Raw genomic sequence first — 25,220 nt, forward strand, 5'->3', positions numbered from 1 at the left:
CAAATGAAAATATTAAAATTTGGAGGAAAATCATTAGCAAACGGAGAAGGATTGCAAAAAGTAATTCAAACCATTGCTCAAAAATATTTTAATAATGAACCTATAGCAGTGGTCGTTTCAGCAAGAGGAAACGCTACTGATGAATTGGTAATTCTACTAAAAAAAGCACAAGCCAACATTAGTTTTCAAGCAGATTTTGAGCAATTCAAAAAATACCAATTGGAAGGTTTGAAAGAAAACATCTTCGAAGAAGAATTCTCAGTTTTGCAGAAATTATTAGAAGGTGTTTCGCTTTTAGGAGATTATAGCGAAAAAATTAAAGATCAAGTTATTGCTTATGGCGAAATTTTATCAGCAAAATATGTTGCTTATGTTTTAAATGAAAACAGTATTAAAGCACAATTTGTCGATTCACGCCAACTAATTAAAACCGATGCAAATTTTGGAAATGCGCAACCAATAGAAGCTACTTCAAAGCAAAATATATTGGAATATTTCGTTAAAAACGGCGATAAAGTAAATATTATTACAGGTTTTATCGGTTCAACTGTGCTTAACGAAACAACAACTTTAGGAAGAAACGGGAGTAATTACACTGCTTCGTTAATTGCAAATTATCTTAATGCGGAAGAATTTCAAAATTACACACACGTAGACGGAATTTTTACCGCTAACCCAGATTTAGTAGCTGATGCAAAAAAAATTGAGCATTTGTCTTTTAATGAAGCAAATGAGTTGGCAAACTTCGGGGCGCAAATTTTACATGCCAAAACCATTATTCCTTTGGTGGAAAAAAACATTCCATTACGCATTTTAAATACTTTCAATCCGGAAAATAACGGAACGTTAATTACTTCGGAACAAACTAATGAAGGCATCAAATCGCTTTCGGTTTTAACCAATGTGTCGCTGATTAATTTAGAAGGAAGAGGTTTGTTAGGGAAAACAGGGGTTGATGCAAGAATTTTCCGTGTGATGGCTGAAAATGATATTAGTGTTAGCATTATTTCGCAAGGTTCTTCAGAAAGGGGAATTGGTTTAGTTGTGAGTTCTGATAAGGCTTCGAAAGCTTTAGTGGGTTTGGAAAAAGAATTTGAAACCGATTTTTACACGAAAGATGTCAATAAAATTTCGGTAAACGATAACATTGCGGTGATTTCAATTATTGGACAAGATTTGACGAATTTCCACAAACCTTATACGGCTTTAATCCGAAATAAAATCACACCTATTTTATTAAACAATACGGTTACGGGTAGAAATATCAGTTTGGTAATCAGTAAAGAGGAATTCAAACGCGCATTAAACGTAATTCATGGTGAAGTTTTTGGTGTGGCAAAAAAAATCAACATTGCTATTTTTGGTCATGGAACTGTTGGTGGAACTTTAATTAACCAAATTTTAGAATCAGCAAAAAATATCGAAAAGCGAAAAGGAATTAAGCTAAATGTGTTTGCGATTGCAAATTCTAAAGAAGTATTGTTGAATAAATTTGGAATAGGCGAAAACTGGAAAGCGGTATTAGAAGATAAAGGTCAAGAATATAAAGTAGAAGATATTATTGCTTACGCAAAAGAGCATCATTTAGAAAATTTAATCGCAATTGATAATACGGCAAGTGATACTTTTATTGAGAATTATATTGCTTTGGCAGAAAATAGTTTCGATTTAATTTCGTCTAATAAAGTAGCCAATACGGTAAGTTATGATTTTTATAAAAAACTTCGAAAAGTATTAGCTGAAAATCAAAAGGAATATTTGTATGAAACTAATGTTGGCGCAGGTTTGCCATTAATTGACACGATTAAATTACTGCATTTATCAGGAGAAAATATCACTAAAATAAAAGGTGTTTTTTCAGGAACATTGAGTTATTTGTTCAATAATTTCTCAGTTCAAGACAAGAAATTTAGCGAAGTTTTGCAAGAAGCAATCGATAAAGGATTTACAGAACCAGATCCGCGTGAAGATTTAAACGGAAATGACGTTGGTAGAAAGTTATTAATCTTGGCTCGTGAATTGGATTTGCAAAATGAGTTTGAAGAAATAAAAATTCAAAACTTAATTCCAGAAAATTTAAGAGAAGGAAGTGCTGCAAGTTTCTTAGAGAAATTAACTGAATTAGACGGAATTTACGATGAAGTAAAAGCATCTAAAAAAGCTGATGAAGTTTTGCGTTATATTGGTGAATTGTCTGGAGATTTACAACAAGATAAAGGGAATTTAGAAGTAAAATTAATTTCAGTTCCAGCTAATTCTGCTTTAGGATCATTAAAAGGTTCAGATTCTATTTTCGAAATTTATACTGAATCGTATGGTGAACAACCAATTGTAATTCAAGGAGCAGGAGCAGGAGCTTCTGTAACTGCAAGAGGTGTTTTTGGAGATATTTTGCGTTTATCAGAGAAAAAATTATAACCACCCAAATTCAAAACCTGCAAGATTTTTTAGTTCTTGTGGGTTTTACACTTTAAAAGTTAAACAATACAACAAAAAATCATGGATAATCAAGAATTAGGATTAGAAACCCAGCTAATAAGAACACAATTAGAACGTACGCAATATTTAGAGCATTCGGTTCCATTATATTTAACATCAAGTTTTGTTTTTGAAGATGCAGAAGACATGCGTTCTTCTTTTGCAGAAGAAAAACAACGTAATATTTATAGCCGTTTTTCAAATCCAAACACATCAGAATTTGTAGACAAGATTTGTAAATTAGAAGGAGCCGAAGATGGATTTGCTTTTGCAACAGGAATGGCAGCAGTGTATTCAACTTTTGCAGCTTTACTTAATGCTGGTGACCATATCGTTTCGGCAAGTAGTGTTTTTGGTTCAACACATACGTTGTTTACCAAGTATTTTCCAAAATGGAATATTACAACGAGTTATTTTGATGTAAACAAACCAGAAACGATTGAAGATTTCATTCAACCGAATACCAAAATCTTATATGCTGAATCGCCAACAAATCCTGCGGTTGATATATTAGATTTAGAATTATTAGGACAAATTGCTAAAAAACACAATTTAATTTTAGTTATTGATAATTGTTTTGCAACACCTTACATTCAAAATCCAATTCAATTTGGTGCCGATTTAGTAATTCATTCTGCTACGAAATTAATTGATGGTCAAGGTCGTGTTTTAGGTGGAGTTACTGTTGGTCGTGCCGATTTAATCAGAGAAATCTATTTGTTTTCAAGAAATACAGGTCCGGCATTATCACCATTTAATGCTTGGGTGTTGTCTAAGAGCTTGGAAACGTTGCCAGTTCGAATAGAAAAACATTGTGAAAATGCTCAAAAAGTAGCTGAATTTTTAGAAAGTCATCCTAATGTTGCTGCTGTGAAATACCCATTTTTGAAATCGCATCCACAATATGAAGTAGCAAAACGACAAATGAAGTTGGGTGGAAATATTGTAGCGTTTGAAATCAAAGGAGGAATCGAAGCTGGAAGACAATTTTTAGATAAAATCAAGTTGTGTTCGTTGTCCGCGAATTTAGGTGACACACGTTCGATTGTTACGCATCCAGCTTCCACAACTCATAGTAAGTTGACTGAAGAAGAACGATTAGCAGTAAGTATTACTGATGGTTTGGTACGCGTTTCTGTGGGTTTGGAAACAGTTCAAGATGTAATTAACGACTTAAAACAAGCGTTAGAATAAAAGTTTTTAAGATATTTTACAGATTTATATTCTGTTTAAAATTATTAATTTAGAATGTAAATCTATAAATAATCTTTTTTTAATGAAATTTTAGAAAATATTTCATAATTTCAATTTTGTCACTACATTTGCAGTGTTCATAATTATAGTGTTTGTTATCACGAAAGCTGGAGGGAATAGACCCTGTGAAAGCTTAGCAACCTCCCGCGCCAGTGGAAAGGTGCTACATTCTATTCCGATTTATCGGAAGCAGATAACGTTAGAATTGCTCTCCAACTTTCTACGGTAACAAATTAAGTTAATAAAGAAAATTAGGTAATTAGCCTTTGCGAGAGAATACAATGTCAAAAATTCAAGAAGAAATCAAAAAACGAATTCTCGTGCTCGATGGAGCTATGGGAACGATGTTGCAACGTTATAAATTTGAAGAAGAAGATTTTAGAGGAGAACGTTTCAAAGATTTTCCACATCCTTTAAAAGGAAATAACGATTTACTTTCCATTACTCAACCCGAAGCTGTAAAATCGGTACATCGCGCTTATTTTGAAGCAGGTGCCGATATTGTAGAAACCAATACTTTTTCGGGAACTACTATCGGAATGGCGGATTATCACATGGAAGATTTAGTCTATGAGTTGAATTTTCAATCAGCAAAAATCGCTCGTGAAGTTGCTGATGAATTTACAGATAAACCAAGATTTGTTGCGGGTTCAATTGGTCCAACAAATAGAACCGCTTCTATGAGTCCAGATGTGAATGACCCAGGATTTCGCGCGGTGAATTTTGACGACTTAAAAATTGCTTACAAACAGCAAGTCGAAGCTTTAATTGATGGTGGTTGCGATTTACTTTTGGTAGAAACCATTTTCGATACTTTAAATGCAAAAGCCGCTTTGTTTGCGATTGAGGAAGTGAAAGAGGAACGCAATATCGATATTCCAGTAATGGTTTCAGGAACAATTACCGATGCTTCTGGAAGAACACTTTCAGGACAAACCGTGGAAGCTTTTTTGATTTCGATTTCACATATTCCGTTGTTAAGTGTTGGATTTAATTGCGCTTTAGGAGCTGATCAATTGAAACCGTATTTGAAGCGACTAGGAAATAGTACCTCGTTAAATATTTCAGCGCATCCCAATGCAGGTTTACCCAATGCCTTCGGACAATATGACCAAACGCCTGAAGAAATGCAACAATTAATTCGCGAGTATTTACAAGAAAATCTAGTGAATATCATCGGTGGATGTTGCGGAACAACTCCCGAACACATCAAATTAATTGCTGAAGTAGCAAATGAATTTCAACCTAGGACACAACAATTGAAATCCGTTTAGTCGGTGAAATCCGTGGCAAAAAATAGAACAATGAAAAACAATACCATAAAAATACAATTCGAAACATTTTTACAGTCGCAACGATGTTGGGTTTGCCAATACGTGAGCAACAGTAAATCTTTTTGGAAGGATGTTGCGAAACATTATAAAAGAATAAGTAATGAGTTATAATTCCGATAAATATTTAAAATTATCAGGTTTAGAACCTTTGATTGTAACTCCAGAAACCAATTTTGTAAACGTTGGAGAACGAACAAACGTAACCGGTTCTAGAAAATTTCTTCGATTAATTAAAGAAGAAAAATACGATGAAGCGCTTGAAATTGCACGTGCTCAAGTTGAAGGTGGCGCGCAAATCATCGATGTTAATATGGATGAAGGAATGTTAGATGGCGTTTATGCGATGACTAAATTTCTAAATCTAATAGCAGCCGAACCCGATATTGCCCGAGTTCCAGTAATGATTGATTCTTCGAAATGGGAAATCATTGAAGCTGGGTTGAAAGTTATTCAAGGAAAAGGCGTGGTGAATTCGATTTCGTTAAAAGAAGGAGAAGCTACTTTCATTCATCATGCCAAATTAATCAAACGCTACGGAGCCGCTGTAATCGTTATGGCTTTTGATGAAAAAGGTCAAGCTGATACTTACGAAAGACGTATCGAAATCTGTAAAAGAAGTTATGATATTTTGGTGAACCAAGTGGGTTTTCCAGCAGAAGATATCATTTTTGATCCCAATATTTTTCCAGTTGCAACCGGAATGGAAGAGCATAAATTAAATGCATTAGATTTCTTCCAAGCGACCAAATGGATTCGCGAAAATCTTCCTTATGCTCATGTTTCGGGTGGAGTGAGTAATGTGTCTTTTTCTTTCCGTGGTAACGATAAAGTGCGAGAAGCAATGCATTCCGCATTCTTATATCATGCCATTCAAAACGGAATGACGATGGGAATTGTGAATCCTGAAATGTTAGAGATTTACGATGAAATTGATAAAAATCTTTTAGAACATGTTGAAGATGTTTTATTAAATAGAAGAGAAGATGCCACAGAACGTTTATTAGATTTAGCCGAAAGTTTTAAAGGTGATGTAAAATCAAATGAAAAAGCTGTGGCCGAATGGCGAAATGGTTCAGTTCAAGAACGATTAACGCATTCGTTAGTTAAAGGAATTGATGAGTTTATCGAAATCGATATCGAAGAAGCACGTTTGCTGGCTTCAAAACCTATCGAAGTTATCGAAATCAATTTAATGGCTGGAATGAACGTGGTGGGTGATTTGTTTGGTTCGGGAAAAATGTTTTTGCCGCAAGTAGTAAAATCAGCACGGGTGATGAAAAAAGCAGTTGCTTATCTGCTTCCTTATATCGAAGCTTCAAAAGATGGTTCTACTTCGTCAAGTGCTGGGAAAGTATTGATGGCAACTGTAAAAGGCGATGTTCACGATATTGGTAAAAATATTGTTTCGGTAGTTTTAGCGTGTAATAATTTCGAAATCATCGATTTAGGTGTGATGGTTCCGCCAGAAAAAATTATTGAAACTGCTGTAAAAGAAAATGTTGATATTATTGGTTTAAGCGGATTGATTACGCCTTCTCTTGATGAAATGGTGTATTTAGCCAAAGAAATGGATAAATTAAATATCAAAATCCCCGTAATGATTGGTGGTGCGACAACTTCACGTGCACATACGGCTGTGAAAATTGCTCCAGAATATAAAGAAACCGTGGTTCATGTGAACGATGCGTCTCGAGCAGTAACAGTTGCAACCAATTTATTACAACCCGATACTAAATTTACCTATGCAAAATCGCTTCGAGAAGAATATGATTTGCTTCGAGAAGGATATTTAAATAGAAGTCGTGAGAAAAATTTCTTATCAATTGATGAAGCGCGTAAAAATAAATTCAAAATCGAATGGGATAATTACGAACCTGTAAAACCAAATTTCACTGGAACAAAAACAGTTGAAGTTGAACTTTCAGAATTAGTAGATTTTATCGATTGGACTCCGTTTTTTCAGTCATGGGAATTGTATGGGAAATTTCCAGCGATTTTAACCGATGAAATTGTAGGCGAACAAGCGACTCATTTGTTTGAAGATGCACAAAAAATGCTTTCTCAAATTGTTGCTGAGAAATGGTTTGAAGCAAAAGGTGTTTTAGGGATTTTCCCTGCGAATACAATAAATCACGATGATGTAGAGCTTGTCACTTCGAGCGGAGTCGAGAAGTTCCTGAGTTTAAGACAACAATCTCAAAAAACGGTTGGAGCTCCAAACATCGCTTTAGCAGATTTTATTGCTCCGAAAGAAATTGGTAAACAAGATTATATTGGGTGTTTCTGTGTGTCAACAGGTTTTGGAGTTGATGAAAAAGCTTTAGAATTTGAAAAGCAATTAGACGATTATAATTCCATTTTGGTAAAAGCATTAGGAGATAGATTAGCAGAAGCTTTTGCGGAATATTTGCATTTAAAAGTCCGAAAAGAAATTTGGGGTTATGCTTCTGAAGAATGTTTGTCAAACGATGAATTAATAAAAGAAAAATATCAAGGTATTCGCCCGGCACCAGGTTATCCGGCTTGTCCAGATCATTTAGAAAAACCAACCATTTGGAAATTATTAAATGTTGAAGAAAATATAGGTGTTAAGCTAACCGAAAGTATGGCGATGTGGCCTGCTTCATCAGTATCGGGTTATTATTTTGCCAATCCACAAAGTAAATATTTTGGATTAGGAAAAATAAAAAAAGATCAAATAGAAGATTATGCCAAAAGAAGAAATATTAGTATTGAGCAAGCCGAAAAATGGCTATCACCAAATTTAGCAGATTAAGATGAAAGTAACTGAACATATACAAAACGCTAACGGAAAAACATTGTTTTCGTTTGAAATATTACCACCATTAAAAGGACAAAACATTCAATCTATTTTTGATAGTATTGATCCACTTATGGAGTTCAATCCGCCTTTTATTGATGTAACTTATCATCGTGAGGAATATGAGTTTAAAGAATTAGCTAACGGATTGCTTCAGAAAAAGGTGGTGAAGAAACGTCCTGGAACTGTTGGTATTTGTGCGGGAATTCAAAACAAATATGATGTAGATGCTATTCCGCATATTTTATGTGGTGGATTTACAAAAGAAGATACTGAAAATCTTTTAATTGATTTAGATTTCTTAGGAATTGATAATGTTGTAGCGCTTCGTGGTGATGCCGTTAAAAGTGAAATTTACTTCAAGCCAGAAAAAGAGGGGCATGCTTATGCTTCAGAATTAGTAACTCAAATCAGTAATTTAAATAACGGAATTTATTTGGACGAAGATTTGCAAAATTCTACCAAAACCGATTTTTGCATTGGAGTAGCTGGTTATCCTGAGAAACACATGGAAGCACCAAGTATGGATAGCGATTTGCATTTTATGAAACAAAAAATAAAAAATGGGGCAGATTACATTATAACGCAAATGTTTTTTGATAACCAAAAGTTTTTTGATTTTGTAGCAAAATGCAGAGCAGCTGGAATTACGGTTCCAATTATTCCAGGATTGAAACCAATTGCAACAAAGAAGCAATTGAATTTAATTCCACACCGTTTTAAGGTTGATTTACCGGATGATTTGATAATGGAAGTGGTTAAGGCAAAAGATAACGATGCTGTGAAACAAATTGGTATTGAGTGGTGTACGCATCAAAGTAAAGAATTAGTTGCGGCAGGAATTCCGGTTTTACATTATTATTCGATGGGAAAAGCGGAAAATGTTAAGGCTATCGCAAAGGAGATTTTTTAAAGTGTCTTTATTTTTAGTTTAAAAAAGATAAACTTTTATTAATATTGGTTAATTTTGATTAAAACAGTTCTCTTTTTTGGGTTTTTATTTGTTTTTGTCTTTTTTTGATAAAAAATATTTATTGTTTTTGTTAATTTTTTATTTCAATTATTGTTGATTTTAAAATTTATTGCGAATTAAATTTGTTGGTATAGTTTTTTTATTGTAATTTCATGGAAATAAATCTCGGTTATTATGAACAAAACAGTACTTACTTTCGTGGTTTTATTCGTAGCTCAATTAAGTTTTGCAGGCGAATTAGATTCTATCTTAGCTAAATCTAGATTATTAACAGAGAAAAAAGATTACACAGAGGCTATCAAGACATATGAAAACTATATCAAGTTGGCTCAAGGTGAAAATTTGAAAGATGTTTATATAGAAGTTGCAAATTGTTATTTCTATCAAAATAAAAAAGATGCTGTTGTAAAATATATCAAAGACGCCATTTCAAAATATGGCTTTACCGAAGAAGATTTTATTTACAGTTCTATTTTAGATGAAAAATTGTCATCATATGCGCTTTCTGTAGTTTATGACGATTATTTCAAGCTTAGAAAAAAGTACTTGGCAACATTGGATTAGTTTTTTAGCCAATACTTTTTTGAAATCTCCTTACAAGGTTTATTGTAAGGAGATTTTTTTATGTAGTAAGTTTTATATTTATTTCTTTGATGTTTTTTCTCTGAAAATTTGTTCTAAGTTTTTGCTTTTTAAAACAATCTGTAATGTTTTTAAGTTGTTGTTTTGAGCAAAATCAAATATTTCAGAACGCATGTCTTTTTCGGTTGAAAAAGTAAGTTCCCAAACTAAATCGTGGGTATTTTTTGCAGTTTTCAAATTAGATAAAGCAGTTAAAATAGATTCCTCGATTTTTTTATCAAATTCTACTTCTATAACTTGTTCAGCTTCTTCAGTAACTAAGTTGTCTAGTTTTTTATCCGTAACAATCTTGCCATTATTTATAATGATAATTCGATCACAAATAGCTTCTACTTCTTGCATAATGTGTGTAGATAAAAACACTGTTTTGTTTTTTCCAATGTTCTTAATCAAATCACGAATTTCTACCAATTGATTCGGATCTAAACCTGTTGTTGGTTCGTCTAAGATCATAACATCAGGATTATGTAAAAGAGCCGTGGCTAATCCAACACGTTGACGATAACCTTTAGAAAGTTCGCCAATTTTTTTATTAGATTCTGGTGTTAATCCAGTTAAAGTTATTACTTCTTCAATTCTCGATTTGGCTATTTTATGAAGATCGGCATTAAAAGCTAAATATTCTTTTACGTATAAATCCAAATACAACGGATTGTGTTCTGGCAAATACCCAACCGATTTTTGAACTTCTTTTTGAGAATTAGTCACATCAAATTCATTAACAGTTGCTGTTCCGCTATCGGCATTTAAATAGGTTGTCAAAATTTTCATTAAAGTCGATTTTCCTGCTCCATTTGGACCCAAGAAACCTACAATTTCTCCTTTTTTTACAGAAAAGCTCACGTTGTCTAGCGCTTTTTGTTCTCCGTAATTTTTTGAAATATTTTGAACCTCTATTGACATGTTAGATAAATTTTAGCAAAAATAACTTTTTTTAAAAGAACTCAAATTTATTTAAAAAAGTATTTTGCATTCTTTTTTTTATTACTTTAGCCAAAAATAACAACAAAAGCATTATGCTAACAAATAGCACATTTTTTTATAACAATTCTTTTTATTTCTTCTGGAGACAGATGAGGGATTGTTGTGCTATTATATAAATCAAAAAAAATATTTTATAAACATACAATCCCGATGCAAATCGGGATTTTTTTTTGTTCAAACTTATGGGATTAAAAGTAGCAATTCAAGGAATTCAAGGATCGTTTCATCATCAAGTAGTCAGTCGCTATTTTGATGAAGAAATCCATTTGGAAGAATGTCTCACATTTAGGGATGTAGTTTTAAGTTTGAAAAATCAGCAAGCAGATAAAGCAATAATGGCAATTGAGAATTCTATAGCAGGTGCCATTTTACCAAATTATGCGCTTATCGATTCGAACAATTTGCATATTATAGGAGAATATTTTTTGGATATTCATATGAATTTAATGGGTTTGTACGGTCAAAAAATTGAAGATATAAAAGAAGTGCATTCGCATCCAATTGCGTTGTTGCAGTGTGCTAATTTTTTCAGTCAATATCCAAATATTAAATTGGTAGAAAGTTCTGATACTGCTATAACAGCTAAACGAATTCAGGAAAATCAATTAAAAGGAATTGGTGCTTTAGCAGGACCTGATGCTGCATCGATTTATAATTTAGAAATTTTAGCCGATGGAATTCATACAGTAAAAAGTAACAAAACTCGATTTGTGGTTTTGAAAGCTACTAATAAAGAAATTCCAAAAGAATTAATTAACAAAGCATCTGTCAAATTTGAGTTAGATGATACGCCTGGTTCATTGGCAACGGTTTTAAATGTTTTGAATAATTGTAAGCTGAATTTAACTAAAATTCAATCGTTGCCAATTATTGAAACTCCATTCACATATGCCTTTTTTGTTGATGTAGTATTTGAAAAATACAAACACTTTGAAAAAGCTAAAAAAGTGATGGAAATTATGACGACCCATTTTAAGGTTTTAGGTGAATATGAGAGAAGTAAACAATGAATAATTTAAGAATAAATAGTAATTTTACATTGAAATAATGGTTATGGAAAATAAAAAAGAATTGCGCACTTGGTTAGATGATTTTCAGTTAAATCATCCTTTAGTAATTGCAGGACCATGTAGTGCTGAAACAGAAGATCAAGTTTTAAAAATAGCACACGAATTAAAGAATTCAGATGTGTCCATTTTTCGTGCTGGAATTTGGAAACCTCGTACACGTCCGGGAGGTTTTGAAGGTGTTGGTGAAATTGGATTAAAATGGTTGCAAAAAGCAAAAGCAGAAACAGGATTGTTGATGGCAACTGAAGTAGCAACAGCAGCGCATGTAAAATTAGCTTTGGAACACGATATTGATGTTTTGTGGATAGGAGCACGAACAACTGTAAACCCTTTTGCGGTTCAAGAACTAGCTGACGCACTTAAAGGAACTGATAAGATAGTTTTGTTGAAAAACCCAGTAAATCCAGATTTGTCTTTGTGGATTGGTGGATTAGAGCGTTTGTATAATGCCGATATTAAGAAATTGGGTGTAATTCACAGAGGTTTTTCTACTTATGATAAAACCAAATATCGTAATAATCCAGAATGGCAAATTGCTATTGATTTACAAAATCGCTTTCCAGATTTACCATTAATCTGCGATCCTTCACACATAACAGGAAAAAGAGATATGATTCAAGAAGTTTCACAACAAGCTCTTGATTTAAATTACGATGGATTAATTGTTGAAACTCATATTGATCCTGATAACGCATGGAGTGATGCGGCACAACAGGTAACGCCAACAACTTTAAAAAAAATGTTTGTTGATTTACGTGTTAGAAAAGTTACAGATGATGAAAGCGAATACAGTCAAAAAATGGCCAAACTTCGTATGCAAATCGATGAATTTGATGGGAAGTTGTTGGAAATTTTAGGTAACCGAATGAAAGTTGCTGATAAAATTGGTTTATTGAAAAAAGAGAAAAACGTCGCGATTTTACAAAACAAACGTTGGAATGAAATATTAGGCAAAATGATTTTGGAAGGTGAAGAAAAGGGACTTAGTAGTGAATTTGTAATGTTGTTATTTAAAGCAATTCACCAAGAAAGTATTAGCCATCAGGAAAAAGTGATAAATAAATAACGAAAAACACATATAAAAATACTTTTATGTTAAATCTTTTTATATTTTCGCATCATTCAAACAATTAAAATTTAAACGAATGAAAAAATTTTTAGTATTAGCTCTTTTCTTTGTTGGAATGGCTATTAATGCTCAGGTTGACAAAATTTACAAGCACAATGGTGAAGTTGTAGAAGGTAAAGTAGTTAAATTAGAAGAGTATACTGTAATCTTCAAATATGATGGAGAAGATGCAGAAAATACAATTAGTAAATATGCAATTGAAAAAATTGTTTATGGAAAATCAGGAAGAGTAGAAGAAGTAACTGAAAAAATCGTTATTAATGGTGAGGCTGATTGGGAAAAAGTTGTAATTTTAGAAGATAAAGCTTATATCGCAGGATTAAAGAAAGATGGTGAATTAAGAGGTAAAACAGGTTTAGTAAACTTTCACACTGGAAACACTGGAGATAAAAAAGCAGAGAAAAAATTAAAAATGGAGGCTGCTAAAATGGGATGTCCTTTCATTTTACAAACTGCTGACAAAACTACAGTTGGAGCAAACTCTAACTCTTTAGGTGGTTCTCAAGCTATCAAAAAAGGTATTGGATACAAATATTAATATCTAATATAAAAATTATTGAAGGCTGCATTTGCAGCCTTTTTTATTTCTCTAATTTTAACTAGAAACACTATCTTTGTTGCAATTAATGAAGTAGATTTAGAAAACATCTACTTCTAACTTATAATTTCAAACATTGAATGACAGGAATCGTTTATAAATCTACCGGAAGTTGGTACACCATCAAAACTGAAAATGGTGATTTTTTGGAGTGCCGTATAAAAGGTAAATTTAGAATGAAAGGTATTAAAAGTACCAATCCAATTGCTGTTGGTGATATTGTAGATTATGATATCGAAAATACAACCGACGAAACGACTGGTGTTATCACCAACATTCATGATAGAAAAAATTATATTGTTAGAAAATCAGTAAATTTATCGCATCAAATGCACATAATTGCAGCTAATATTGATGTGGTTTTTTTGCTAATTACGATAAATAATCCCCCTACTACTACAAGCTTTATTGATCGATTTTTGGTAACTGCAGAGGCTTACGGTATCGAAGCTGTGTTGGTTTTTAATAAAATTGACACTTTTGATGATGCCACTTTAGACGAACAATTATATCTACAACATGTGTATTCAACTATTGGATATAAGTGTTTGCGTGTTTCAGCAAAAGATGGGAAAGGAATTGAAGAATTGAAAGCTTTAATGAAAGATAAAGTTTCAATGTTTTCTGGACATTCTGGTGTTGGAAAATCTACATTAGTCAATACTTTAGAACCTTCTTTAAACTTAAAAACCAAACAAATATCAGAATCACATTCTCAAGGAAAACACACTACTACATTTGCTGAAATGTTTGACTTGTCTTTCGGAGCTAAAATTATCGACACTCCTGGAATTCGTGGTTTTGGAATTGTTGATATGGAAAAACAAGAAATTGGAGATTATTTTCCAGAATTTTTTGCTTTAAAAGATCAATGCAAATTCAACAATTGTTTGCATAAAGATGAGCCACATTGTGCCATAAAAAATGCTCTAGAAAAAGATGAAATTTCATGGTCTCGTTACAAAAGTTATACGCAAATTTTAGAAGGTGATGAAGAGCAGTATCGTGCTGATATTTATGATGCTGAGCGTAGAGCGAGCGATGATACGAGAAAGTAAAAAATAAAAAAATCAAGTAAGAAGTGAAAGCAGTTGTTCAAAGAGTTTCTCAATCTTCAGTTACTATTAACAACGAAACTGTTGCTCAAATTCAACAAGGCTTATTAGTTTTGGTTGGAATTGAAGACGCCGATAATCAAGAAGATGTCGTTTGGTTAACATCTAAAATAGCCAATTTAAGAATTTTTGGAGATGAAAATAATGTCATGAATTTGTCGTTAAAAGATATAAATGGAGAAATGATTGTTGTTAGTCAATTCACTTTGCATGCCTTAACAAAGAAAGGAAATAGACCAAGTTATATTAAAGCATCAAAACCAGATATTGCGATTCCGCTCTATGAAGCTTTTGTAAAACAAATCGAATTAGAGTTAGGTAAAAAAATACAAACGGGTCAGTTTGGAGCTGATATGAAAGTAGCCTTGATAAATGATGGACCGGTTACTATAATTATTGATACAAAAAATAAAGAATAAATGAACATCAAAAACGCACAATTAGACGTAGATAATTGGATTAAAGAACACGGCGTTCGTTACTTTAACGAATTAACAAATATGGCACAACTAACTGAAGAAGTTGGAGAAGTTGCCCGAATTATTGCGCGTCGTTATGGCGAACAATCGGAAAAAGAAAGTGATAAAAACAAAGACTTAGGCGAAGAACTAGCTGATGTAGTTTTTGTGGTATTGTGTTTGGCAAATCAAACAGGAGTTGACTTACAAGCGGCTTTCGATAAGAAAATGGATTTGAAAACAAAACGCGATCACGATCGTCATCACAATAATAATAAACTTAAATAGGGTTAATGGAAAAGGGTTATAGGTATAAGTTCACTTGTTGATGTTGAGGATTTTTTACCATTAACCTTTTACCCATCAACTTTTACCCATAAAATATGAACTGGATTTTACTAATCATAGCCGGATTATTTGAAGTCGGTTTTGCTAGTTGTTTAGGTAAAGCTAAAGAAACTTCAGGGCAAACCATGTGGTTGTGGTATTTAGGCTTTTTAATTTGTCTTACCATCAGCATGGTGCTATTAGTAAAAGTAACCAAAGATATTCCAATAGGGACAGCGTATGCCGTTTGGACAGGAATTGGAGCCGTAGGAAGCGTTTTAGTCGGGATTTTTATTTTCAAAGAACCGGCAACGTTCTGGCGAATTTTCTTTCTAATGACATTAATTGTCTCTATCGTTGGATTAAAATACGTTTCTGAATAATGAATTTACATTTACAAAAGTCAAAAGTCAAAAATCAAGAGTTACAAGTTACAATAACGGGAAGTAAATCTGAAACCAATAGATTATTGCTTCTACAAGCGTTGTATCCTAATTTGACTATAGATAATATTTCCAATTCAGATGATTCAGAAGTGATGCAAAAAGCATTAGCTTTCACCCATTACCCATCACCCATCACCCAAACGATAGACGTACATCACGCAGGAACCGCTATGCGTTTTCTTACTGCTTTTTTTGCTATCCAAGAAGAAAAGGAAATTGTTTTAACAGGTTCTTCTAGAATGAAAGAAAGACCAATTAAAATTTTAGTTGAAGCATTACAACAACTGGGAGCTGAGATTTCGTATGTCGAAAACGACGGCTATCCTCCAATTCAAATTAAAGGGAAAAAACTAACGCAAAATAAAGTTTCTCTACCTGCGAATGTAAGTAGCCAATATATTTCGGCTTTGTTGTTGATTGCGCCAAAATTAGAAAATGGTTTGGAATTGACATTAGAAGGTGAAATCACGTCGGTTCCTTATATCAAAATGACGTTAGCATTGTTAAATGAAATTGGGATAGAAACCTCTTTCGAAAATAACAAAATTACAGTTTGTCATGCTAAATATGTCGGAGCAACAAGATTAACTGTTGAATCAGACTGGAGTTCAGTTTCATACTGGTATTCTATAGTTGCTTTATCTGAAATTGGAACTCAAATAACGTTGTCAAGTTATAAGAAAAACAGTTTGCAAGGCGATGCTGCTTTGGCTGAAATTTATAAAGATTTTGGAGTTGAAACTTTATTCAATGAAAATAATACAATCACAATTTCAAAAGAAAAAGCTCATAACCTTTTACCTTTGACCCAAAACCTAAAAGATTGTCCCGACATCGCTCAAACTATTTCGGTTACATGTTTTGGGTTAGGAATTGGATGTGATTTATTTGGATTACACACGTTAAAAATTAAAGAAACTGATCGTTTAGAAGCATTGAAAGCTGAGTTGACGAAATTAGGTGCCGAGATTTCAGTAACCAATGATTCGTTGCATTTACAACCTTCGAATTCAATCAATGAAAATATTGCAATTAAAACGTATCAAGACCATAGAATGGCAATGGCTTTTGCACCTTTAGCACTTCGTGTTCCAATAATTATTGAAGAAGCTGAAGTGGTTTCGAAATCGTATCCTGATTTTTGGAACGATTTAAAAGCAGTAGGTTTTCAAATAGAATAAATTATCTTTTGATCAATTGAATACTATCTAAAATGGTTTGTACTTTATCTGACGAAATAGGTAATTGCAAACCATTTTTTAATACCAAATTTCCACCATCCGATTTGTTATAAGCCGAAACAAAGTTCACGTTAACAATATACGATTTGTGAATACGAACGAAATTTGGGTTACTACATAAAATGTCTTCGAAGTTTTTCAAATTTCTACTTACCACATGTTTTACATCATTGACACATTTAATTTCTGAATAAGCGCCGTCTCCTTTAATGAATTGAATATCTTCGGTTTCCAAAAACAAAATGCTGTTACCACTTGGCACCGCAATACGTTGCAATACATCTTGCTTCATGGTTTCCTTTAAAAGCGAATAATTAGTTTCTGTTGATTTTTGTTTTTCAATTCTAGCAATGGCATTCGATAATTCTTCTGGATTGATTGGTTTTAATAAATAATCAACCGCCGAAAATTTGAACGCTTGTAGCGCATATTCATGATAAGCCGTAGTGAAAATAATTTTAAACTTCACTTCATTTTCATCAAAAAAATCTAATAATTCCAAGCCACTATGACCAGGCATTTCAATATCTAATAAAACTAAATCAGGTTGGTGTTTACGAATTGCTTTCACACCTTCTGGTAAATTTTCACATTCTGCAACGACTTCCACATTTTTGCAGTATTCGTCAACGAGTAGCGATAGGTTTAAACGCGCTCTTTTTTCATCATCTATAATTATAGCTTTCATGTAGTTTCTAATGGTATTATTATGGCTACCAATGTTCCGGTAGACTGATTTTGTAAATTGTGTTTGTCAATAATTTGCAACGAAATGTTTTTATGGTTGTATTCGTTCAGCAAAGCAATTCGGTTTTGCAACGCTTCAGTAGCAAACGATTGATGATTTTTGTTTTTAATTTGATTCAATTCGCTGCTTTTTTGTCGACCAATGCCATTATCATCAATGCCTATATGCAATTCGTTATTCTGTATTTCGAACGAAATCGTAACTTTTTTATCGCCTTGTTTGTGAAGCAATCCGTGTTTTACCGCATTTTCTAGATAAGGTTGCAATAACATCGTTGGAATTTTAATACTTTCTTGGTCTATATTTTTCCCTATTTGTATCTCGTAACTAAAATCTTCATCAAAACGACCTTTTTCAATATCCAAATACAGTTGTAGTGTTTTAACTTCCTCGGCAATTGAAATAAAATCTTTCTCCGTCATTTCTAAAATGGTTCGCGTTAGGTTTGAAAATTTCGACAAATAATCAATAGCCAAACGCTTTTCGTTCGACAAAATAAATGACTGTAACGTGTTTAACGCATTGTAAAAGAAATGCGGATTCATTTGCGATTTTATGGCTTTTAACTTCGATTGATTCACGTTTTTTTCCAAGTTGATTTTATCCAAAACCATTTGATTACGCTTTTGAATTTTCTTGATGTTATTTTGGTACAACCAATAAATGCAACCCAAAATAAAAAGCGTTACTCCAAAAATGAAAGGAAATTGCAACCAAAACGGACGATTGATTTTAAAATGAATTTTGGTTGTATTTTTAAAATCGGAATTTAGTACAAACTCAATCGTATAACTTCCATGATTTAATGAGTTTAAAACTAATTCCGGATTTAAAATATCAACTTTTTGCCATTGTGATTCGTTAATGCGATATAACAATTCGTGTTCTTCAAAAGGTGTTGGCGATAAAAAACGATACTTAATAGTAATGTTATTTTCGTTATAAGACAAATCATTCAATTTCAATTTTGTTACAACTTCATTATTTATTTTTATGTTTTCAATACTAAAAATAGGATTGGAACGATTGTAAACTTCTTGTTTTTTGATAATTAAACCTCTATTGGTCGAAATGAAATAGCTGTTGTTTTTCAAGATTATGTCATTCACTTCAATATTGCTATTAATGTGAATAATTTGCTTTAGCTTTTTGGTAACCAAATCGTGCTCAAAAATGTATTTATTGGTAATGATAAAAAGAAGTCTGTCTTTAAGAATTGTTTTTTCAACATTGTCCTTTTGAATAATCGTAGGAAAATTAATTTCTGAAATGATATTTTTATTAATTTGATATACATTCAAATCACCATTACAAGCATAAATTATACCTTTTTCATATGAAAGTTTGGTAATGTTTAATGAGGTGTTTTTATGTTTTAATTCGGAAAGTAAACCATTTTGACCAACATAAAACAAACCATTGTTTGTAGCAAAATAAATCGTTTTATGGATACTGTCGTAAGCTGTAGATTTTCCTTTAGCATTGATGACAATATTGTTGTAGTTGTGGTTTTTTAATTGGATAAAACTTTCGTAAACAAAATCCCAATCGCTTTTGCTGTTGTCATTTGTTTTAATCAATCCGGAAGAACTACTAGCAGCAAACGCGATATATTTATGGTCGACAGCGCAAACACTTTTAACAGCAATGGGTAATTCTTTGGTTAGTTTTAGCGCAGAATTTAAAACACCAAATTTGGAAGAAGTAAAATACAATTGGTTAGAGATTTTATCATGAAAAACTTGCCCCATTTGGTGGTTGTCTTTTCCAGTAAAAATAGTTTTAAACTGTTTTTTTTCTAAAGCGAGAATCTTATCATTTTTGGTTCCAATAACCAATTGGTCGTTTTTAAAACACAAAGAAGTTAAACTTTCGTGAGAACTAATTAGTTGTGTGTCAAAATCTTCAATGTAAAATAAACCTTCGGTTAAAGTAGAAATCCAATAATTATTGTTTTTGGTTTTGTAGATATAAGAAATATTAGTTCCGTTGAAAAATTCACGTTTTGTTCCCAATTTACAATCCATTTCTATGATTCCAGTTGTAGTGCAAAGCCAATTTTTGTTGTTGCACCAACTTAAATTTTGAACAATTGTATTTTCTAGATTCAATTCTTTTCTAGCGAATTGGTTGTTAGAGAAAAGATAACAATAGTTTGAAAATTTGGAACCAATTAATAATCCGTTTTTAGTTTTTTCAACCAAAATGGAGTTGAAATTTTCTAAGAAACCGTCTGGGAATTCGACTTTTTTCTGAATTACATCATTTTTAATAATTATCAACTGATTAGCAAAAACATAAATCGTTTCATCACTAAAAAAAATATATTTCGAATCTTTTGTGTTGAGTTTTATTTCTTTTTTTAATAGTAATGTTTTCAAATCGTAAACATCAATCATATTTTCATTAATGATATACAATTGGTCTTTGATAATCCCGAATTTGAAGTAACCAATTGATTTGTTTTGGTTCAACTTTTTCAACTGATTGTTTTCTACATAATATAAATAACCATCAAAGTTCTCGTACCAAACTCTTCCGAAAGCATCTTGTTGAATACAAGAACCGGCTTTAGAAGTCATATCGCTTGTGCTAAAATATTGAAAAGTGTAACCATTAAATTGACACAGACCTTTTTCAGTGGCAAACCACATAAAGTTGTCTTTATCCTGAAAAATATCGTAAACACTATTGGTTAGTAATCCTTGCGATTTATCTATGGTGTTGAAATACGGATTTTGCCCAAAAGTAATTTGGGTTAATAATAGTATGGATATGCTATAAAGGTATTTCAATTCTAGATTTTGTTCAAATGTAAAAATATAATTAATTCTGTTATTATTCAGTTAATGAAATTCCTATTTCAGTTAATGAAGAAGTGGTTTTTATTTTGTTTTTGTTTTCGTTAACTCAAAATGCAGTTTCGTTAACTCATTCATTTTATGATGAATCCGACTACTAATTTTACCAAAATTTTTAATGAGACAATTATGAAAACAAAATTATTTTCTTTTTTATTCTTTTTAATTTGTGCTTTTTCTTTTTCACAAATTACTTTAAATGAAAGTTTTGAATCAGGTTTACCAGCAGGTTGGAGTAATTCTAATTATTCACTAACGACAGCTGCCAGTTGCTCGGGTTCTCAATCATTAACGGCTTCGTTATTTACAAGTGGCAGTAATGCCAATCTTCAAACAACAAGTTACATTTCGAATGGAAATGCAATCACATTTTCTTATGGATATAAAGCACAAAGCTCAAGTACTGGTTATTTGATTGCAAGACTATATTATGAAGTTAACAATACAAATACTTGGACTCAAGTAAATACAAGTGATGTTTTTTCTACAAATTGTCAAACTCTTTCTGCAACTTTGGCTGCAGGTGTTGTTCCAGCAGGAACTCCAATTCGTTTTAGAGCACAAATTAATTTTATTGTAAGTGGTGGTGTTGTTTATATTGATAATGTTCAGGCAACTCAAGCTATTTTAGCTAACTCTTCAACAGAATACAATTTCGACGGAACTTATGTTAATACATCAGGTTCTAATCCTTTTATTCCAACTGTTTATACTTCTTTTACATCAGATAGAAATGGAAACGCAAACAGAGCATTAAATATAACCAGCAATTCTGGAGTTTCGGCAACCATTCCAGGATTACCTTATGGGAATTCAGCAAGAACAATTTCATTTTGGGCTAAATTGAACATGATTCAAACACCTTATAATATGACTTTTTCATATGGGCAAGGTAGTATGAATAATGCAATAGGAGGGTCTTTCAATTCAACTACGGTTGATTATTTTGGCTATGCTAATAATTTAAGTGCTAGTAGTAGTAGTAATGCTTCTACATGGTATCATTTTGCTTATGTTTATGATGGTACTACAGCTAAAATTTACAAAAACGGAATACTTTTAAGTTCTCAAGCAAAATCTTGGAATACTTTGAATAATAATGATTTGTTTAAACTTGGTGTTGGAGTAGGTGGTGAATTAAATTTTGTTGGTGCGATAGATGATTTAAAGATTTATAATTATGCATTAAATGATAGTCAAATTTCAAGTTTATATGCAAATAATTCGTTGATGGGTAATTCTTTAGTGTATCAATTTAATTTTGATAATAGCTATTCAGATGTAACAGGAAATAAAAACTTTGCAACAGCAGGTACTTTCGCCCTAGATAGAAATGGAAATCCAAATTCTGCCCTAAAGTTTACAAATACGGGTACAACTGTAAATTTAGAAAATTTACCTGTAGGTAATTCTTCTCGCTCAATTTCTATTTGGTTAAAAATGCAATCTTATTGGAGTGATAATTATTTATTTGGTTATGGGACTCAATCAGCTAATCAGTATTATGGTTTTTCGTTAACATCTAGTCAAATAAACAATTATGCATGGGCTAATGACTTAACGAGTCCTACAAGTATTCCATTAAATACATGGAAGCATTTAGTAGTTACTTTTAATAGTGTAACTGATGTAGCATCGATATATCTTGATGGGGTATTGATTACAAGTGCTGTTAAATCTGCTTGGAATACTGCAAATAATACAACGTTTAATTTATCTTCAGGTTCATTTGAAGGAACTGTAGACGATTTGAAAATTTATAATTACGAATTGTCTCCAACAGAAATTTCAAATTTGTATAACTATAACGTGTTATCATCTTCAGACTTTAATCAAAATGATTTAGAAGTTACTTTGTATCCAAATCCTGTTCGCGATATTTTAAATATTGAAACAGCTTTAGAAATTAAATCAGTTGAAATTTACAACATTCAAGGGCAAAAAGTAATGCAATCAAATCAAAAACAAGTAAACGTTTCTGATTTAGCTGCTGGGATTTATTTAGTAAGAATTGAAGATACTGATAACAATATAGCTACAAAGAAAATTGTAATTAAGTAGTAAGTTTTTTGGTTTTAGTTTTCTGGCGTTGTCAAGTAAATAAAGGGTTTTGAAAAATAAACTGCTTTTTACTTGACAACGCCTATTTCATAATCGTATATTTGCGGACTGAATTTTAGTGTTTTATGAAATAAACTCTTAAACATTCAACATTTAAACTCTTAAACATTTTTTAATGAAATTATCTCATTTCAATTTCAATTTACCAGATGAATTATTAGCTGAGTTTCCTGCTGAAAATCGCGATGAATCTCGTTTAATGGTAGTTAATAGAAAAACGAACACTATTGAACACAAATTGTTTAAAGACGTTATCGATTATTTTGATGATGGCGATGTAATGGTTTTAAATAATACTAAAGTTTTTCCTGCTCGTTTATATGGAAATAAAGAAAAAACAGGAGCTCGTATAGAAGTTTTCTTGTTAAGAGAATTAAACGCAGAACAACGTTTGTGGGATGTTTTAGTAGATCCAGCAAGAAAAATTCGTATTGGAAATAAATTATACTTTGGAGATGACGATTCTTTAGTTGCTGAAGTTATTGATAATACTACATCTCGTGGAAGAACATTACGTTTCTTATACGATGGTTCGTATGAAGAGTTCAGAGAAAAATTAGTAGAATTAGGAGAAACTCCAATTCCTAAATATATCAATCGTGAAGTAACTCCAGAAGATGCAGAGCGTTACCAAACTATTTATGCTAAAGAAGAAGGTGCAGTTGCTGCTCCTACTGCTGGTTTACACTTTTCTAAACACTTATTAAAACGTTTAGAAATTAAAGGTGTAGATTTTGCTGAAGTAACATTACACGTTGGTTTAGGGACTTTTAATCCAGTAGAAGTAGAAGATTTATCAAAGCACAAAATGGATTCTGAGGAAATGATTATTACTCAAGAAGCTTGTGATATTGTAAATGCTGCTAAAGCGAAAAAGAAAAAAGTTTGTTGTGTAGGAACTACTTCAATGAGAGCGATGGAAAGTTCGGTTTCTTCTCAAAAAACATTAAATCCTTACACAGGTTGGACTAATAAATTTATTTATCCTCCTTATGATTTTAGTATTGCAGATTGCATGATTACTAATTTTCATACTCCAAAATCAACTTTATTAATGATGATTTCCGCATTTTGTGGTCATGATTTAATGAAGAAAGCTTATGAAGAAGCAATCAAAGAAAAATATCGTTTTTACTCTTATGGAGATGCGATGTTAATCATATAATTTTAAAACCCTAATCGAAAGATTAGGGTTTTTTTATTTGTAAAACAAAACAAAGCAAGTTTGTGTAAATATTACGAATGTCAATTTTGAGTATTTTACAACTTTGACACTTTCTAACTTTTAACTACTTTTGCCACAACAAACAACCTAACAGATGATTTTTGAAAATACCCGCGAATTCGCACAAAGTTTAGACGCTCAAGATGAATTAAGAAAATATAGAGATGAGTTTTATTTTCCTCAAGTAAATGGAAAACAGGTAATTTATTTTACTGGAAATTCATTAGGATTACAGCCAAAAAGAACTAAATCTTATGTAGATGAAGTAATGTCTGATTGGGCAAATTTAGCTGTTGAAGGTCATTTTTATGCAGATAAACCTTGGTGGGATTATCAAGAACGTTTCGCCGGACCTTTGAGCGAAATTGTTGGTGCAAAACCTGCTGAAGTAGGAGTTATGAACACATTAACGGTGAACTTACATTTGTTAATGGTTTCATTTTATAATCCTACACCTCAAAAATATAAAATCATTTGTGAAGAAAAAGCATTTCCAAGTGATCAGTACATGTTTCAAAGTCAAGTGAAGTTTCATGGTTATGATCCAAAAGATGCAATTGTTGAAATTAAGCGTAGAGAAGGAGAAGTAAATATTCGTTTAGAAGATATTTTGGCAAAAATTGATGAGGTTGGAAATGAATTGGCTTTGGTTTTAATAGGTGGTGTAAATTACTATACTGGTCAAGTTTTCGATATGAAAACCATTACTGCTGCTGGACAAAAACACGGAGCTTATGTAGGTTGGGATTTAGCACACGCTGCTGGAAATATTAAATTAGAACTTCACGATTGGAATGTAGATTTCGCTGCTTGGTGTAGTTATAAATATATGAATTCAGGACCAGGAAATGCATCCGGATTCTTTGTTCATGAAAAGCACCATAATGATAAAGAATTAAATCGTTTTGCAGGTTGGTACGGGCATAACAAAGAGCGTCGTTTTAAGATGGAACCTGATTTTGACCCGGTTCATGGAGCGGATGGTTGGCAAGTAAGTAATTTACCAATATTGTCTTTAGCGCCATATTTAGCTTCTGTTGAAATGTTTGCTGAGGTTGGTATGGATAAATTAATTGCTAAAAGAAATCATATTACCGCTTATTTAGAATTTGTGCTACACGAAATTGATAAAGAACTTGAAGGTGCTGAATTCGAAATTCTTACTCCAGCGAATCAAGAAGAAAGAGGTTGTCAATTATCTGTTTATCTACACGGACAAGGAAGAGATTTGTTTGAAAAATTGATGAAAAATGGTGTAATTACAGATTGGAGAGAGCCAAATGTAATTCGATTAGCACCAGCTCCTTTTTATTGTTCGTTTGAAGATATGTATGATTTTGGTCAAATTTTAAAAAATCTTATCGTTAATTAATAAATATTTTTAACATTTTTTTG

20 protein-coding genes and 1 riboswitch are annotated in these 25,220 nt (G+C 32.1%); of the genes, 17 read left to right on the top strand and 3 right to left on the bottom strand.

The features are described from left to right. Positions 1–3 precede the first annotated feature (3 nt). From thrA to LOS89_RS01805, 6 genes are all read left to right on the top strand, one after another. Positions 4–2,418, top strand: a complete 2,415-nt coding sequence (gene thrA / locus LOS89_RS01780; protein WP_231836019.1) for a bifunctional aspartate kinase/homoserine dehydrogenase I — start codon at positions 4–6, stop codon at positions 2,416–2,418. Positions 2,419–2,499: 81 nt separating this feature from the next. Beyond that, complete coding sequence (locus LOS89_RS01785) at positions 2,500–3,672, top strand: trans-sulfuration enzyme family protein (protein WP_231836020.1); 1,173 nt, start codon at positions 2,500–2,502, stop codon at positions 3,670–3,672. 152 nt (positions 3,673–3,824) lie between these two features. Next, a riboswitch (SAM riboswitch) is annotated at positions 3,825–3,932 on the top strand. A gap of 81 nt (positions 3,933–4,013) precedes the next feature. Next, the gene (locus tag LOS89_RS01790; RefSeq protein ID WP_231836021.1) at positions 4,014–5,006 is read left to right on the top strand and encodes a homocysteine S-methyltransferase family protein; all 993 of its coding nucleotides are present in this window, start codon (positions 4,014–4,016) and stop codon (positions 5,004–5,006) included. A gap of 160 nt (positions 5,007–5,166) precedes the next feature. Further along, positions 5,167–7,842, top strand: coding sequence for a methionine synthase (gene metH, locus LOS89_RS01795; RefSeq protein ID WP_231836022.1), 2,676 nt, complete (start codon positions 5,167–5,169; stop codon positions 7,840–7,842). Between the two features lies 1 nt (position 7,843). Further along, a complete protein-coding gene (metF, locus tag LOS89_RS01800; RefSeq protein WP_231836023.1) occupies positions 7,844–8,800 on the top strand; it encodes a methylenetetrahydrofolate reductase [NAD(P)H] in 957 nt (318 codons plus the stop codon). Between the two features lie 234 nt (positions 8,801–9,034). Next, the gene (locus LOS89_RS01805) at positions 9,035–9,424 is read left to right on the top strand and encodes a tetratricopeptide repeat protein (protein WP_231836024.1); all 390 of its coding nucleotides are present in this window, start codon (positions 9,035–9,037) and stop codon (positions 9,422–9,424) included. A 78-nt stretch (positions 9,425–9,502) separates the two neighbouring features. On the opposite strand, the gene gldA is transcribed toward LOS89_RS01805, so the two are convergent. Beyond that, positions 9,503–10,405 carry a gliding motility-associated ABC transporter ATP-binding subunit GldA gene (gene gldA, locus LOS89_RS01810; RefSeq protein ID WP_231836025.1) on the bottom strand — a complete coding sequence of 301 codons (903 nt, stop codon included), beginning with the start codon at positions 10,403–10,405 and terminating at the stop codon, positions 9,503–9,505. 263 nt (positions 10,406–10,668) lie between these two features. Between gldA and LOS89_RS01815 the strand changes: the two genes are divergently transcribed. From LOS89_RS01815 to aroA, 8 genes are all read left to right on the top strand, one after another. Beyond that, positions 10,669–11,496 (top strand): prephenate dehydratase, encoded by an 828-nt coding sequence (locus LOS89_RS01815; protein ID WP_231836026.1) that lies wholly within the window; start codon positions 10,669–10,671, stop codon positions 11,494–11,496. Between the two features lie 43 nt (positions 11,497–11,539). After that, the gene (locus LOS89_RS01820; protein ID WP_231836027.1) at positions 11,540–12,622 is read left to right on the top strand and encodes a bifunctional 3-deoxy-7-phosphoheptulonate synthase/chorismate mutase type II; all 1,083 of its coding nucleotides are present in this window, start codon (positions 11,540–11,542) and stop codon (positions 12,620–12,622) included. Positions 12,623–12,701: 79 nt separating this feature from the next. Next, positions 12,702–13,223, top strand: coding sequence for a hypothetical protein (locus LOS89_RS01825; RefSeq protein ID WP_231836028.1), 522 nt, complete (start codon positions 12,702–12,704; stop codon positions 13,221–13,223). A 140-nt stretch (positions 13,224–13,363) separates the two neighbouring features. After that, positions 13,364–14,341 carry a ribosome small subunit-dependent GTPase A gene (rsgA, locus tag LOS89_RS01830; protein ID WP_231836029.1) on the top strand — a complete coding sequence of 326 codons (978 nt, stop codon included), beginning with the start codon at positions 13,364–13,366 and terminating at the stop codon, positions 14,339–14,341. A gap of 23 nt (positions 14,342–14,364) precedes the next feature. Beyond that, a complete protein-coding gene (gene dtd, locus LOS89_RS01835; protein ID WP_231836030.1) occupies positions 14,365–14,817 on the top strand; it encodes a D-aminoacyl-tRNA deacylase in 453 nt (150 codons plus the stop codon). Beyond that, the gene (locus LOS89_RS01840; RefSeq protein WP_143146167.1) at positions 14,818–15,144 is read left to right on the top strand and encodes a nucleotide pyrophosphohydrolase; all 327 of its coding nucleotides are present in this window, start codon (positions 14,818–14,820) and stop codon (positions 15,142–15,144) included. It abuts the gene before it with no gap. A 95-nt stretch (positions 15,145–15,239) separates the two neighbouring features. Continuing rightward, positions 15,240–15,566 (top strand): DMT family transporter, encoded by a 327-nt coding sequence (locus LOS89_RS01845; RefSeq protein ID WP_231836031.1) that lies wholly within the window; start codon positions 15,240–15,242, stop codon positions 15,564–15,566. Continuing rightward, positions 15,566–16,810: a 3-phosphoshikimate 1-carboxyvinyltransferase gene (gene aroA / locus LOS89_RS01850; protein WP_231836032.1), complete on the top strand. Its 1,245-nt coding sequence runs from the start codon at positions 15,566–15,568 to the stop codon at positions 16,808–16,810. Before LOS89_RS01845 ends, aroA begins: the two co-directional genes overlap by 1 nt. 1 nt (position 16,811) lies before the next feature. Here aroA and LOS89_RS01855 read toward each other — a convergent pair whose 3' ends face one another. Further along, positions 16,812–17,558, bottom strand: coding sequence for a LytR/AlgR family response regulator transcription factor (locus LOS89_RS01855; protein ID WP_231836033.1), 747 nt, complete (start codon positions 17,556–17,558; stop codon positions 16,812–16,814). Continuing rightward, positions 17,555–20,413 carry a sensor histidine kinase gene (locus tag LOS89_RS01860; protein WP_231836034.1) on the bottom strand — a complete coding sequence of 953 codons (2,859 nt, stop codon included), beginning with the start codon at positions 20,411–20,413 and terminating at the stop codon, positions 17,555–17,557. Before LOS89_RS01860 ends, LOS89_RS01855 begins: the two co-directional genes overlap by 4 nt. A gap of 195 nt (positions 20,414–20,608) precedes the next feature. Here LOS89_RS01860 and LOS89_RS01865 point away from each other — a divergent pair, with 195 nt between their 5' ends. The 3 genes from LOS89_RS01865 (at position 20,609) to kynU (ending at position 25,197) form a co-directional block, all read left to right on the top strand. Next, positions 20,609–22,540, top strand: coding sequence for a T9SS type A sorting domain-containing protein (locus tag LOS89_RS01865; RefSeq protein ID WP_231836035.1), 1,932 nt, complete (start codon positions 20,609–20,611; stop codon positions 22,538–22,540). 175 nt (positions 22,541–22,715) lie between these two features. After that, positions 22,716–23,765 (top strand): tRNA preQ1(34) S-adenosylmethionine ribosyltransferase-isomerase QueA, encoded by a 1,050-nt coding sequence (gene queA, locus LOS89_RS01870; protein WP_231836036.1) that lies wholly within the window; start codon positions 22,716–22,718, stop codon positions 23,763–23,765. A 154-nt stretch (positions 23,766–23,919) separates the two neighbouring features. After that, positions 23,920–25,197, top strand: a complete 1,278-nt coding sequence (gene kynU, locus LOS89_RS01875) for a kynureninase (protein ID WP_231836037.1) — start codon at positions 23,920–23,922, stop codon at positions 25,195–25,197. The last annotated feature ends 23 nt before the right edge of the window (positions 25,198–25,220 follow it).

Origin of the sequence: Flavobacterium channae (assembly GCF_021172165.1) — a bacterium.
GTDB classification, from domain to species: Bacteria; Bacteroidota; Bacteroidia; order Flavobacteriales; family Flavobacteriaceae; genus Flavobacterium; species Flavobacterium channae.

Excerpts from the sequence above, each read along its gene's own strand:
- thrA (WP_231836019.1), top strand. The coding sequence starts at position 4 with ATGAAAATATTAAAATTTGGAGGAAAATCATTAGCAAACGGAGAAGGA.
- LOS89_RS01785 (WP_231836020.1), top strand. The coding sequence starts at position 2,500 with ATGGATAATCAAGAATTAGGATTAGAAACCCAGCTAATAAGAACACAA.
- LOS89_RS01790 (WP_231836021.1), top strand. The coding sequence starts at position 4,014 with ATGTCAAAAATTCAAGAAGAAATCAAAAAACGAATTCTCGTGCTCGAT.
- metH (WP_231836022.1), top strand. The coding sequence starts at position 5,167 with ATGAGTTATAATTCCGATAAATATTTAAAATTATCAGGTTTAGAACCT.
- metF (WP_231836023.1), top strand. The coding sequence starts at position 7,844 with ATGAAAGTAACTGAACATATACAAAACGCTAACGGAAAAACATTGTTT.
- LOS89_RS01805 (WP_231836024.1), top strand. The coding sequence starts at position 9,035 with ATGAACAAAACAGTACTTACTTTCGTGGTTTTATTCGTAGCTCAATTA.
- gldA (WP_231836025.1), bottom strand. The coding sequence starts at position 10,405 with ATGTCAATAGAGGTTCAAAATATTTCAAAAAATTACGGAGAACAAAAA.
- LOS89_RS01815 (WP_231836026.1), top strand. The coding sequence starts at position 10,669 with ATGGGATTAAAAGTAGCAATTCAAGGAATTCAAGGATCGTTTCATCAT.
- LOS89_RS01820 (WP_231836027.1), top strand. The coding sequence starts at position 11,540 with ATGGAAAATAAAAAAGAATTGCGCACTTGGTTAGATGATTTTCAGTTA.
- LOS89_RS01825 (WP_231836028.1), top strand. The coding sequence starts at position 12,702 with ATGAAAAAATTTTTAGTATTAGCTCTTTTCTTTGTTGGAATGGCTATT.
- rsgA (WP_231836029.1), top strand. The coding sequence starts at position 13,364 with ATGACAGGAATCGTTTATAAATCTACCGGAAGTTGGTACACCATCAAA.
- LOS89_RS01840 (WP_143146167.1), top strand. The coding sequence starts at position 14,818 with ATGAACATCAAAAACGCACAATTAGACGTAGATAATTGGATTAAAGAA.
- LOS89_RS01845 (WP_231836031.1), top strand. The coding sequence starts at position 15,240 with ATGAACTGGATTTTACTAATCATAGCCGGATTATTTGAAGTCGGTTTT.
- aroA (WP_231836032.1), top strand. The coding sequence starts at position 15,566 with ATGAATTTACATTTACAAAAGTCAAAAGTCAAAAATCAAGAGTTACAA.
- LOS89_RS01855 (WP_231836033.1), bottom strand. The coding sequence starts at position 17,558 with ATGAAAGCTATAATTATAGATGATGAAAAAAGAGCGCGTTTAAACCTA.
- LOS89_RS01865 (WP_231836035.1), top strand. The coding sequence starts at position 20,609 with ATGAAAACAAAATTATTTTCTTTTTTATTCTTTTTAATTTGTGCTTTT.
- queA (WP_231836036.1), top strand. The coding sequence starts at position 22,716 with ATGAAATTATCTCATTTCAATTTCAATTTACCAGATGAATTATTAGCT.
- kynU (WP_231836037.1), top strand. The coding sequence starts at position 23,920 with ATGATTTTTGAAAATACCCGCGAATTCGCACAAAGTTTAGACGCTCAA.